The 13,004-nt window shown below is 37.7% G+C and carries 14 protein-coding genes; 8 read left to right on the forward strand and 6 right to left on the reverse strand.

Annotated elements, in window-relative coordinates:
* Positions 1–641: 641 nt before the first annotated feature.
* The gene (locus tag VB694_RS13830) at positions 642–2,033 is read left to right on the forward strand and encodes a malic enzyme-like NAD(P)-binding protein (protein ID WP_323360899.1); all 1,392 of its coding nucleotides are present in this window, start codon (positions 642–644) and stop codon (positions 2,031–2,033) included.
* A gap of 109 nt (positions 2,034–2,142) precedes the next feature.
* Here VB694_RS13830 and VB694_RS13835 read toward each other — a convergent pair whose 3' ends face one another.
* On the reverse strand, positions 2,143–2,796 hold the full coding sequence (locus tag VB694_RS13835; RefSeq protein WP_323360900.1) for a class I SAM-dependent methyltransferase: 654 nt from the start codon (positions 2,794–2,796) through the stop codon (positions 2,143–2,145).
* Positions 2,797–2,939: 143 nt separating this feature from the next.
* Between VB694_RS13835 and VB694_RS13840 the strand changes: the two genes are divergently transcribed.
* On the forward strand, positions 2,940–4,562 hold the full coding sequence (locus tag VB694_RS13840) for a glycosyltransferase family 39 protein (RefSeq protein WP_323360901.1): 1,623 nt from the start codon (positions 2,940–2,942) through the stop codon (positions 4,560–4,562).
* 66 nt (positions 4,563–4,628) lie between these two features.
* Here VB694_RS13840 and VB694_RS13845 read toward each other — a convergent pair whose 3' ends face one another.
* A complete protein-coding gene (locus VB694_RS13845) occupies positions 4,629–5,423 on the reverse strand; it encodes a histidine kinase (RefSeq protein WP_323360902.1) in 795 nt (264 codons plus the stop codon).
* Between the two features lie 176 nt (positions 5,424–5,599).
* Between VB694_RS13845 and VB694_RS13850 the strand changes: the two genes are divergently transcribed.
* The 3 genes from VB694_RS13850 to VB694_RS13860 are packed head-to-tail and all read left to right on the forward strand — an operon-like array spanning position 5,600 to position 7,196.
* A complete protein-coding gene (locus VB694_RS13850; RefSeq protein ID WP_323361007.1) occupies positions 5,600–5,824 on the forward strand; it encodes a hypothetical protein in 225 nt (74 codons plus the stop codon).
* A gap of 2 nt (positions 5,825–5,826) precedes the next feature.
* A complete protein-coding gene (petJ, locus tag VB694_RS13855) occupies positions 5,827–6,162 on the forward strand; it encodes a cytochrome c6 PetJ (RefSeq protein ID WP_323360903.1) in 336 nt (111 codons plus the stop codon).
* 14 nt (positions 6,163–6,176) lie between these two features.
* Entirely contained in the window at positions 6,177–7,196 is a 1,020-nt protein-coding gene (locus VB694_RS13860; protein ID WP_323360904.1) for an aldo/keto reductase, read from the forward strand.
* Positions 7,197–7,468: 272 nt separating this feature from the next.
* Here VB694_RS13860 and VB694_RS13865 read toward each other — a convergent pair whose 3' ends face one another.
* The 4 genes from VB694_RS13865 to VB694_RS13880 form a co-directional block, all read right to left on the reverse strand.
* Positions 7,469–7,756, reverse strand: a complete 288-nt coding sequence (locus tag VB694_RS13865) for a hypothetical protein (protein WP_323360905.1) — start codon at positions 7,754–7,756, stop codon at positions 7,469–7,471.
* Positions 7,757–7,795: 39 nt separating this feature from the next.
* Positions 7,796–8,209 carry a chorismate mutase gene (aroH, locus tag VB694_RS13870; protein WP_323360906.1) on the reverse strand — a complete coding sequence of 138 codons (414 nt, stop codon included), beginning with the start codon at positions 8,207–8,209 and terminating at the stop codon, positions 7,796–7,798.
* Between the two features lie 94 nt (positions 8,210–8,303).
* Complete coding sequence (gene sppA / locus VB694_RS13875) at positions 8,304–9,125, reverse strand: signal peptide peptidase SppA (protein ID WP_323360907.1); 822 nt, start codon at positions 9,123–9,125, stop codon at positions 8,304–8,306.
* A gap of 512 nt (positions 9,126–9,637) precedes the next feature.
* Complete coding sequence (locus VB694_RS13880) at positions 9,638–9,934, reverse strand: hypothetical protein (protein ID WP_323360908.1); 297 nt, start codon at positions 9,932–9,934, stop codon at positions 9,638–9,640.
* A 379-nt stretch (positions 9,935–10,313) separates the two neighbouring features.
* Between VB694_RS13880 and VB694_RS13885 the strand changes: the two genes are divergently transcribed.
* The 3 genes from VB694_RS13885 (at position 10,314) to VB694_RS13895 (ending at position 12,899) form a co-directional block, all read left to right on the forward strand.
* Positions 10,314–11,111: an MlaE family lipid ABC transporter permease subunit gene (locus VB694_RS13885; protein ID WP_323360909.1), complete on the forward strand. Its 798-nt coding sequence runs from the start codon at positions 10,314–10,316 to the stop codon at positions 11,109–11,111.
* Between the two features lie 87 nt (positions 11,112–11,198).
* Positions 11,199–11,585: a DUF3119 family protein gene (locus VB694_RS13890; protein WP_323360910.1), complete on the forward strand. Its 387-nt coding sequence runs from the start codon at positions 11,199–11,201 to the stop codon at positions 11,583–11,585.
* Positions 11,586–11,633: 48 nt separating this feature from the next.
* On the forward strand, positions 11,634–12,899 hold the full coding sequence (locus tag VB694_RS13895) for a DUF3086 domain-containing protein (RefSeq protein ID WP_323360911.1): 1,266 nt from the start codon (positions 11,634–11,636) through the stop codon (positions 12,897–12,899).
* The last annotated feature ends 105 nt before the right edge of the window (positions 12,900–13,004 follow it).

The raw sequence follows: 13,004 nt of genomic DNA on the forward strand, positions 1-13,004 counted from the left end.
ATAAAAGTTAAAAAAAATCAAAAATTCAAAAAAAAATTTCGTTTTTTGGGGTGTCAACCGATTGACTTTTTCCTCTGGATCTGATATTCTTATAATGGGAATATGTGCCTCGATAAAATATAGCTCACACTCCATTATATTAATAAGACTATCTTACCACAGCCGCTACCCCATGAACCCTAAAAATAAAATTTTTTTTTGAAAAAAACTTATTTAAAAAATACTTTTGATAAGGATAAATTATATTTATGCCGAATCAGGGAATTTTTGATATATCCAGGACTGGCACATTGGTAGGGTGCGTCAGACTGCATAAATCTTGCAAATAAACAGATTATTGATATCTGACGCACCCTACAACAGATTTTTGGTGTGACACTTGCGTAAATCCTTTTAAAAAAAAGCCCCAAGTCCATCAGCAGCGATAATTGATTGTCAAAACTGCCGAGATGGTTAGCCAAGAAGTGGGGTACGACGTAGGTAAAGCCTGAATCTAGCATTGTATTTCTTGATACAAGAACGCGAGTAATTTTTCAGTAACCGCCTAACTACCAGCATTAAATGTCATATTTTTTTATCAAAATAGAACTTTTACCAGCAATTCACTATAAAATCTAAAATTTAAAATCGCGCAAAGCACAATGACAAACTTAACTCCTAATTCTAGTTTCAGTGTGACACTACGCTTGCAAATTCCCAACCGGGTGGGGATGTTAGCTTCTGTAACTCAAGCGATCGCTACCAATGGTGGTAATTTAGGACAAATTGATTTAATTGAACAAACACGTCAAGAATCCATCCGTGATATTACTGTAGATGCAGCTAGTACAGAACAGGCAGAAACTATTGTTCAAGCAGTAAAAGAATTAGCTGATATTAAAGTCATAGAGGTTTACGATCGCACTTTTAATTTACATCGGGGCGGGAAAATTAGTATTGTTAGTAGAATTCCTTTAAAGACTGTTTCTGATTTAGCAATGGCTTACACACCAGGGGTAGGAAGAATTTGTAAAGCGATCGCTCAAAACCCAGAGGAGGTTTATCATCTTACCATCAAACAAAACACCATCGCTATTGTCACCGATGGTAGCGCAGTTTTAGGTTTGGGTAATCTGGGTCCGGCTGCTGCTTTACCAGTTATGGAAGGTAAAGCCATGTTATTTAAAGAATTTGCGGGTTTAGATGCTTTTCCGATCTGTCTGGATACCCAAGATACAGATGAAATTGTCAAAGCCGTGAAAAATATCGCTCCTGTATTTGGTGGTGTGAATTTAGAAGATATTGCTGCACCCCGCTGTTTTGAAATTGAAAAAAGATTACGAGCAGAATTAGATATACCAGTATTTCACGATGACCAACATGGTACAGCTATTGTTACCTTGGCTGCGTTATTTAATGCTTTGAAATTAGTAAATAAATCCATTGCAGATATCCGTATTGTGATTAATGGTGCAGGTGCGGCGGGAGTTGCGATCGCGCGGTTACTTCGCAAAGCCGGTGCAGAACAAATCTGGATGTGTGACTCTAAAGGAATTATATCTAGCAATCGCACTGATTTAACCGAGGAAAAACGCGAATTTGCCGTGAAAGCCCAGGGAACTTTAGCCGGTGCTATGCAAGGTACGGATGTGTTTATCGGTGTCAGCGCACCGGGAGTTTTGACACCAGAAATGGTACAAGCAATGACAAAAGATGCGATTGTGTTTGCAATGGCCAATCCGATCCCAGAAATTCAACCAGAATTAGTACCTAAAAATGTCACAGTTATGGCTACAGGCCGCAGTGACTACCCAAATCAAATTAATAACGTTCTCGCTTTTCCAGGTGTATTTCGTGGCGCTTTAGATTGTCGAGCTAGTACGATTACTACTACCATGTGTTTAGAAGCTGCAAGTGCGATCGCTTCTTTAGTAAAACCTTCAGATTTAAACAAGGAACACATTATTCCTTCTGTCTTTGATGAGCGTGTTTCTCCCGCTGTTGCTGCTGCTGTAAAACAAGCCGCAAGAGAAGAAGGTATAGCGCAGAGTTAATAACAGCTAAACCCACTCATGTGGGTTGGTAATTTACTTTTTAACCTCCAAAATGATCCTAAAGGCACAAATCCCCGTCCTGATTTAGTCAAAAAGCAAAAATTTAAGGTTAACCGTGATTATGACGATAAGCTATCACTGCATAGAATGGATCACCCCCAGATAAACCCAGCCACTGTAAGAAATTCGGGGCTGTTGATTGATTGACAATTACTTCTGGAGTACCAAATCCTGATACTGAGGCAAAGTAATGCTTCAATAATTGGACTCTAGAACGTTCTGAAGCATCCCGCCAGACTTGAATTGCTTTTTGATGAAACATTCGGTTAGAAAAGCTAATAATAGCTACACCACCAGGTTTAAGAATGCGGTGAATTTCGGAAAATACGGCTTCTGGATATTGGATGTATTGGACGGAAACACAGTTGATAACCGCGTCAAAATCTTGATCTGGTAAGGGTATTTGGGGCTGTTCGTTGATATTTTGGACAAAATAATGGTTCAATCTGGGATTACGTGCCAGTTCCTCAGCATTAAGTCCATGTCCCTCAACATGATTAAACTCTAGTTCTGTTGGTAGATGAGACACCCAACTACTCATCAGATCAAAAATGCGTGTGTTGGGTTTGAGTCGCTGACGATATAAATCTGTTAACTGTTGAATAAAGCCTTCATCAACATGAGTGACAAAACGTGGGTAGTCATAAAATAATTTATCATCAGTGTCATCTAACTTGAGACGTTGATTTGGTTGTAACAGCATAAAAATTTGTTTGAGATAATTTTTCGCCTGATTGGGCAGAATTTAGTTAGTATTTTGATTTGAGATTGTGTATACTAACCAAAATAATTTTAGAGTAAAACCAACACAAAATCTACATATCAGCTTTTATTCCTATTAATTTAATGTTTGATAAATCACCTTTATTTGTCTATATTAGGCAGCAAATTCATTTATTATCGAAGTCTGACTCTACTACTTTGTTAATTTGGCTACTACCTTTATTGCTATTTACTTCTGGGGAAAATAGCTTAATGGCACATGATGAAGCTCTTTATGCCAGCAGAGCGCGTTTGATGTTTGATTCTGGTGACTGGATAGCACCTTGGGACAATGCTCATCATAAAACTCCTGGTTTTTATTGGTTAATTGCAATTTTTTATAAGTTATTTGGTGTCAGTGATACTACGGCGCGAATACCTAGCATGATTGCTGGAATTTTGAGTATATTAGTTATCTATCAAATCGCTAAAATATTGTTAAATCAAAAAATAGCATATCTATCAACTGCTATTTTGAGTGTGGAATTTCTCTGGCTGCAATATTGTCGCTTATCGACACCTGATATACCAACAATTTTATTAGTATATTTAGCTATTTTATGTTTATTAAACTCAGAATTATATCCTAGATATCGCCTAATTTATGGTTTTATTGTCGGTGTCAGTTTTGGTTTAGGCTTCTTAATGAGAAGCTTTATGATTTTTTTACCACTGGCAGCTTTATTACCTTATTTAGTTGGAGAACATCGCCGTCATCATCATCTCACAAACCCAATGTTATATTTGGGGTTCTTAGTCGGTTTAATTCCTACTGTACTTTGGTTGTGGTTTAACTGGCTACGTTATGGGGATGATAGTTTTGGCCAGTTGTTAGGGTTTGTGGTGCAACTTGGTAGTCATGAACAACATGGCAATGGCATACTTTTCTATTTTTGGAATATTCCTTTAAAATCTTTTCCTTGGTCTATTTTTAGCATTTTCGGGTTAGTTTTGGTACTTATTAAACCAACTCCTCGCTACCAATTACTATTAGTAGGTTTTCCAGTCATCCTATTTACAGAAATTAGTTTATTCTCAACTCGATTTTCTCACTATAGTCTTTTTCTTTATCCCTTTATTGCTATGTTTGCGGCTGTGGGTTTACACTGGCTAGGCAACATTTATCAGCAAGGAAAAACGACTCAAAAGAAAGCATATATTCCCCGGAATATTAGTTATGCTTTTGGTATTTTAGGTCTGATTTTGATTTTAGTAAGTTTAATAGTTTTTGTGACTGATTTTATTGATATTCAAAAATACGCAATTCTCGCTTTAATTGCTGGATTATGTTGTTTAATTATGCCTTTAATTTGGATTATACGTTATCATTATCATCAAACATTTCTCACCGCTCGTTACTGGATAAGTGGTTGGTTAATTGCCAGTTGGCTATCTATAGCTACGGCTGGTAGTTTAGGCTTGTTAGGGGATTTTAATCCTGAATTTAGAAAATTTTTCCAACAGGAATCTATTATATCAATTATCAAAAATAATCCGGTAGCTTTTGTCAAATCAGATGACAAAAATTCTGTATTAATTAATTTTTATACTCCTATTCATGGTCAGACAGTAGATTCAATATCTCAATTATCAAATTTGAGTTATGCTTGGATTTACATACCTAAATCTGATAATTTAGCGAAAAATTATCGCGTTATTGGTACTGTCAAGGATTATCAATTAATTCAAGTTTTATCACCTTTTTAAATTTCCCAATAAAGGTGGGCATTGCCCACCTCACTTCTATTTTTCTGAGAAGAGACAAGATGGAATTTATTTAATATTAGTCTCTTGCTTATTAGGTTCTTTATCCTTGAATAAGTCAGCAGTTGTTAATAGCAATTCTCTCAAACTTTGCTTTAATTGACGTTCTTTTCTAGCTATTGCTGCACCTGCTTCACCCAGTTTATTATCTAACTGAGAGTGTTGTTCTTCTACCTGTGTAGCGACGGTTTCAGCTTGAGGACGAGCTTGATTGTACCAGGTTTTTGCTTCGTCCAAATAGTCTTTAACTTCCCCAGAACGTCCGCCATAACGTGCGGCCAAATTGGCACGAATAATAGCTAACTGTGCTTGCAATTGTGCATAGCGTTTCTTTAATAATGTAACTTCTTCACTATCTTGCATAGCATTAATAGCTGATGCGATCGCATCTTTTATATTAGCTGATTTATCTTGACTTGTGTGTTCAATTTCTGCTAACATTCCCTCAACTTCTTGCTGAAGTTGTTCTTCTTCATTATCCAGTTTCGCCTGGATTTCCTTTAGTTCGGTTTGGGTTTTGACAATAGCTTCATGTCTTTTGCTATTCACCCCTTCTAATGCACCTTCAATAGATGCAGTTACTTCTTCTTTGATTTCGCTACCTTTTTCTTGGAGATTTTCAATTACTGTGGAAACAGCATCTTTAACTAAGGTGCGTAACTCGCTAGAACCTTCTTTTAATTCACCCGCAACTTGAGAAACTGCGGATTTAACAATTTCACGGATGTTCTCTGTTCTTAACTGTCCAGTGGCTTTGGCTTCCTGTAAATCTGTTTGGATTTTTTCTTTAATGTTGTTAGGCATTTTTACCCCTTCAGAATTTAGCTAATTTGGACATAATGTTACATCTTCATTATGGATTAGTCGTTTCTTCTTTAAACACCTCCTTTAGATAGAAAAAAGAGAATCAAATAGGTGATTTGTCCTAAATGCCTATTTGTGAGATGATGAATACTATCGGTAATTATTGGCAATTAACTATGTGGCGTGTAAATATCACTTGTGATGGGGAAGCGTGGAAACTCAATGGTGCTGAGTTTAAGAAGATGGCGGAAAATTATCAAGGTGAATTGATTGGTTCTAAAAAACTTCCAGATGGAACTCGCATCATGTCTTACAAAATCGAGGATGTCAGCGATGCAGAGGAGTTTCAAGAAAAATGTGCTAACTTCCCCGGCTTTACATCTGATTTTGAATCCTTATAAACATGAAAAAAATAATAGTTTTGATATTATTCACCTTTTGTTTGTGGATCATTAATTTTACCTTACCTGCTATGGCTTTAGATACCCAAAATGGAGCAGAAGTTTTTAGCGTCCATTGTGCTGGATGTCATATCAATGGTGGTAACATTATTAGAAGGGGTAAGAATTTAAAAAAGAATTCACTCAAAAAATATGGTATGGATTCCTTAGAGGCGATTACAAATATCGTCACTAATGGTAAAAATAATATGTCAGCCTATAAAGAAAGGTTGACAACTGAAGAAATTCAAAATGTGGCAGCTTATGTTTTGGAACAAGCTGAAAAAAACTGGAAGTAATCACAATTAAAAATATGATGTTACCTGAAGAAAGTTATTTACAATTTACCCCTGATTTAAAAATTTGCCGCATTTTAAATGGAATGTGGCAGGTTTCCGGGGGACATGGACGCATTAACCCCAAAACGGCTATTACATCTATGTTTCAATATGTAGATGCTGGTTTTACTACTTGGGATTTAGCAGACCATTATGGACCAGCAGAGGATTTTATTGGTGAATTTCGTCGTCAATTAATTGCAACTCGTGGAGAAGAAGCCGTTAATAAAATTCAAGCTTTTACAAAATGGGTTCCTCGTCCTGGAAAGATGACGAAAAAACTGGTTGAGGAAAATATTGATATATCTTTGAAAAGAATGAATGTTAAATCCTTAGATTTAATGCAGTTCCATTGGTGGGAATATGGAGATTCTAATTATTTAGATGCTCTCAAATATATGGGGGAATTGCAAACTGAGGGGAAAATCAAACATTTAGCATTGACTAATTTTGATACGGAACATTTGCAAATTATTACCGAGGCAGGAATTAAGATTGTTTCTAATCAGGTGCAGTTTTCATTAGTTGACAGAAGACCGCAAGTAAGTATGCTTAAATTCTGTCAAGACCACGATATTAAATTGTTTACTTATGGTAGTGTTTGCGGTGGTTTATTATCAGAAAAATATCTAGATAAACCAGAACCTAAAAGCTTAGAAATTAACACTACTAGCTTGAGAAAATATAAACAAATGATTGAAAATTGGGGAGGTTGGGAATTATTTCAAAAGTTACTTTCTACACTCAAACAAATAGCTGATAAGCATCAGGTGAGTATTGCTAATGTGGCTGTAAATTACATTTTAAATCAGCCAGCAGTGGGAGGTGTAATTGTAGGTGTCAGGTTGGGAATTGCGGAACATTTACAAGATAATGCTAGGGTGTTTAGTTTTAATTTAGACGCTGATGATATAGGAAAAATAGATTTAGTTTCTCAACACTCACGGGATTTATATAAAATAATTGGTGATTGTGGGGATGAATATAGAAGGTAAAAATTAGGGGTCACTTGATTTTAGATTTTGGATTTGCGTGAGTATTTTAGATTAACCTCTTCTTTAAAGAAGAGACTTGAACAACGAATTTTTGTCTTTTTTTCTCCATGAATGGAGAGGCTTCCCACCCTTTATTTTAGATTTCAGATTTTCATTTTAATCTAAAATCTAAAATCTAAAATCTAAAATTTTTCGATCAGTTTTGGCAATTGCACAGTAGAGACGTTCCGGTGGAACGTCTCTAATCCTAAATTTTTACTTTGCTGAAAACTTCAAATATCAGTTCCTATACTCTGTGCGTAAATGATCTCAATATTGTTAGCAAATTCCAATTTATCTAAGGATTCTGTAAAAAAAACAAAACCCTTATATGCCGTTACATACTTGTATATTTTTGTAAAAAACCCTTCACTGGTGACAATGACAAGCGGTTCTTCACTCTTAGAAAGAATCGCCAAAAAATCATCTAATTTTACACAAACACCTGTTCCCCGATGAGTGAAAATTTTTCCAGAAATAGCAGCAGGTTGAGCAGTCGCGTCACCACTGTAATAAGTCATTGGGCGCTATTTTTACTTAATATTATTAACCTGCTAATTTTAAACTTTTGTTTCTACTACCTGCTGTGAGGTTTGTAACGTTTGCTGTAAACCCCAGTCTGGACGCAATTTAGCCGCTTGACGCAAATAAATGTGGTGAACGGGGGCGGAAGTTGGCAAATAGGCGTGAATCAAAAAACGGATGCAACGCTGTAAACTGCCCTCGACATACATCTGTTGGACATCCAACATAGCCACACTATCCCATAAAGGACGATTGCGGGCGATCGCTGCTGGGAAAATAGCATCTAAATCACGGGTGACAGAAAAAGTAACACTTAAAATATCTGTTGGTTGTAGCTGATTTCGTTCTTCTAGTTCATTAATTAATTCTGTCACTGCTTCTCTAATTGCTTCCACGCTATTTTCTGCAACGGTTGTTGCACCACGAATTGCCCTCATTTGCCATTCCACTGTCAAAGTCCTCCTTAATTAGTCATTAGTCATTAGCCACTAGTCATTAGTCATCAGTATCAAAACTGCTAACTAGTGACTATTGACCATTAATCTACGGTCTATATAACCACAAAGGTAAACCACTTGTAGACATTTCAAATTCCAGCCAATCAATTCCAGACCTAATTCCTGATTTTGTTTGGCGACTTCCTGGTAGAACCCGACTCAAGAATGGTTTACGTTCTTCTAGCGTATAGCAGGGAGTTTTTTCTGGATCAAGACCCACTAATTCTGCTGTCCAGCGGCGTGCATCTTCTTCTGTTCCCAGACGGTCCACAACCCCTAATGTTAAGGCTTGTTCTCCGGTGAAAATCCGCCCATCAGCAAAGGTTTTTACCGTGTCTACCTCCAAAGCACGAGCCTCAGCTACTGTTTGTACAAATTGCTGATAGCTGACATCAATCAACTCTTGCAGGATGTTTTCTTCTGGTTCTGTCAGTTCCCGATCAAAAGACAAAATATCTTTGTAAGGACCAGACTTAATCACTTTAAAGGAAACACCAACTTTTTCTAGGAGGCGTTCTAGGTTATTACCCCGCAAAATTACGCCGATGCTACCTGTGATTGTGCCTGGGTTAGCCATAATGTGTTCGGCTCCCATACCAATATAAACGCCACCAGAAGCCGATATATTGCCAAAACTCGCCACGATTTTGGTTTTTTTACCTAATCGCTTCAGGGCGCTGTAGATTTCTTGGGAATCTCCCACTGTACCGCCAGGACTATCAATACGTAGCAGTAAAGCCGGAAATTTTTTCTCTTCTACGGTTTTGAGGGCTTCTAATACGTGTTTGCGGGTAGCACCGGCGATCGCACCAGTGATTTCAATCCGCGCAATTTGTTTACGAAACTTGGGTCTAAACGGCCAAATCATGAGCAATCTAATCACTTATTAATAAATTTAATATATATCAGTCCCCAGGGTAATTAGGGCAATCTTAAATTCTCGAATCTTGGTCAGACAAGCTCCTCAATTCCAGATAATAAGCAAGCAAATATGATGCTATTCATAATCTTAAGGAAATTTTTAGATTTAGTATATAGTTTTATTTGCTATATTTCTTCATGAAGGAGTATGTATTTAAATTTCTAAATCTTCAATAGCTTTGGTAATAATTGCAAAAAACCATCATTCCCAAAACACAATCCAGACTTAGTTCGTTCAAATAACTATAAACAATTTACAGCACAAGTCATAGTCATTTAGTTACAAATAACTAAAGCCTAAAACAACGTTTATTCACATTTATTCACAACAATTATAGCCATACCAACTGCAATTTGAGTTAGGGATAGCGGTAGTTTTACAGCCAAAAAATTAACTTAGCTTTAATTTGTCATTAATTGACAGTAACGCGTAGTCAATATTTAGATTTAAAGAATTACTTAGGAATCAAGGCGAAGAATTTGATAGCGATAATAAGCATAGATATCAAACAGCCCACCGACAAAACCACAAGTCAGGCTGATGACAAACAACCCATTCATGGGGCTACCAGTTCCAAAGGTGGCCAGGAAATGCAGAATCTGAGAGGGGATATTCTCAGTCAGCCCTTGTAAACCAGGAACAAAGCCAGAAAGACACAAGAAGATCAATACACCACCGACTAAGAACATCGGAGCAATAAAACTGAAAACGGTAGTGAGTAGTAAAGATCGGAGAAAATTAGTAAATATACTCATAATCAGACACTCTCGAGGAGGAATGTAGGAAACGGCAAAACAAATCCATGTCAACTTCTACAATAAGTGCGATCGCTCCCGAAAGGTCAATTTGTCAAAAATCTTAAGTTTTCATTAAAAAGCAATAGTAGTATAACCATTAAGTGATGGGGCTATCTTTACGGCTTTCAAACCGCCAAACCCTTGATATTTAAATGTTTTTCTATTTTAGACTCATTTAAATGAGTTTTGTTACGTTGAAAACTTTGCTTAATATTATGAGAGAGTCTTTAAACTAAGTTAATGTTTGACCAGAAAGTTGTCAGCTAATGTTTCACTTTAAAATTGGGTAGAGGACTTTTGCTATTCTGAAAGCAGTTACCGAGTTAGATAAAAAACATTGAGCCAGACTATATCCAAATCCGATTTAAGCTTATGGAGTCAGCGATTGCTGGCAGCAATTTTTTTAGGTGGACAGGTAATAGTTCACCTAATGAAAGGCAAAATCCATCGCCGCAACACATTAGAACAATTAGCCGCCGTCGGTCCAGATTCCCTGTTTATCGCCTTATTGACGGCTGTTTTCGTGGGTGCAGTATTTACAATTCAGGTAGCGCGGGAGTTTATCAACTTTGGTGCAGGAAACTTAGTTGGGGGAGTGTTAGCAGTAGCCTTAACAAGAGAACTCACACCTGTGCTAACAGCAGTGATTTTGGCGGGAAGGGTTGGTTCTGCATTTGCCGCTGAAATTGGCACAATGCGAGTCACAGAACAAATTGATGCCCTGTTGATGTTAAAAACTGACCCGATTGATTATTTAGTTATTCCCCGTATCCTAGCTTGTTTATTAATGCTGCCCATCCTCACCCTACTATCCTTAATTACCGGGATGTTTGGAGGAATGATCATTGCCACCCACATTTACAGCCTCTCAGACTCAGTATTTTTAGACTCAGCCCGTAACTTTATCGACATCTGGGATATATTTAGCGCCATGATTAAAGCCAGTTGCTTTGGGGTTTTAATCGCCATCATTGGTTGCAGCTGGGGTTTAACCACCACAGGAGGAGCCAAAGGTGTGGGACAATCAACCACAACTGCTGTTGTTACCGCCTTGCTAATTATCTTTATTAGCAATTTCTTTCTATCATGGTTAATGTTTCAGGGAACAGGTGGTGGACTGTCTCCAGGACTGTGATTGGGGATTGGGGACTGGGGACTGGGGACTGGGTAGGATTTTTTCTGACCAACGACTTAATGACAATAGACAAAAGGAGCAAAAATTGTGACTACTTCATCTGTGCCTAACGTCTTATCCACGGTAGAACTCAAGCCAAGTTACAATATCCCTATTGTGTTGGTGCTTGCTTCCATTCCCCTACTGCTGATGAAATTTTGGCTAGGAGGAGTGTTGACATTGCTGGGATTATTTTTGATGTTGCAAGCTGTCACACTGCGGTTTCAATTTACTGCCACCGATTTTGATCTTTACCGGGGTGAAAAGTTAATCCGGCGTTTTCCTTACCAAGAATGGCAAAACTGGCGGATTTTCTGGAATAAAGTTCCCATCCTGTTTTACTTTAAAGAAATCAACAGTATTCACTTTTTACCGATTTTATTTGACCCCAACACCTTAAAATCTTGTTTAGAACAGCGTTGTCCACGGATTTAGTGCTGAGTGCTTTTGATTTAGTCGCGTTATAGAATTACATTATTGTTTATGAACCCAGAGGAATCTCAAACTTCAAAACCGATTGATGAATGGTGGGAAGAAACCCCAGCACAAAGTCCTATAGGTGAAACATCGGCAAATTTATCTCGTGATTCAGTTTTAGAGACAGAAACGCCAACGTCATCGGATAAACCACAAGCAGATGATGTTGATTTTGAGTCACCTATCGTCAACACAAAAGCCGAAGAACCTCAAATAGAACTAACAGAACAAAAAACAGAAACTGTGGCTTTGGAGTCAGAATTAGAACTTAATTCACTATATTCACAAGCAGCGCAACGAGTAGCTGATTTACAGGAAACTGAAGCAGCACTGAAAGCAGAAATATCCCAACTGCAAATTACTTACAAAACCCTTCAGGGACAAATTAGCGAAACTCAAACAACACTCTCAAAAATGGTGCAGGAATCACTTGCACTTTTAGAACAACGTAAACAAGCTCTGCAAATTTCTGTAGAACAACTGGAACGACGACAAGAACGCATTAGAAATGAAATGCGAACGACTTTTGCAGGTACATCTCAAGATTTGGCAATTCGGGTACAGGGTTTTAAAGATTATCTCACAGGTAGTTTACAGGATTTGGCAGCCGCAGCAGAGCAATTGCAACTTGTGTCGGCTGTGAAGGAACGAGAAAGAGAAAAACCAGCGGTAAAGGAAACCAAACCTGTTGAAGAACAGCCTACGACTCTGCAACTGTCACAACAACAGTTTCAAGATACAACAAAACAAATTCGCCGTTTAATTGATCAATATCGTAACCAACCTGATTATTATGGACCGGCATGGCAGCTAAGGCGCACTTTTGAACCTGTTCACGCCGAAAGAGTCTCTAATTGGTTTTTTACCTTGGGGGGACGGGGTGCGTTACGGACGATGGGTAGCAGGTTGCAAAATATTTTGATTGCTTCGTCGGGGATTTCGATTTTACATAAATTATATGGCGATCGCCTACGTACTCTGATTTTAGCTAATAGTCCAGAACGTTTGGGCGAATGGCGACGGGGTTTACAAGATTGTTTAGGTATTGGTCGTCCTGATTTTGGACCCGATAGAGGTGTGGTACTATTTGAAGCACCTACGGCTTTGGCACAAAAAGCAGATAGATTAGTTAAATCTAATCAAATGCCGTTAATTATCATTGATGATTCTGAGGAGCAAATTAGTTTAGGCTTATTACAATTTCCTTTGTGGTTAGCTTTTGCACCAGATCCAAAAATGATGCGCGATCGCGATTTTGATGATGAGTTTTAATTAATTATGGGGAATAGGGAATAGGGAATAGGGAATAATTGACAATTCAAAATTAACAAACTCCTGACTCCTGAACTCCTGAACTCCTGAACTCCTGAACTCCTG

Source organism: Anabaena sp. UHCC 0451, assembly GCF_034931405.1.
Lineage (GTDB): Bacteria > Cyanobacteriota > Cyanobacteriia > Cyanobacteriales > Nostocaceae > RDYJ01.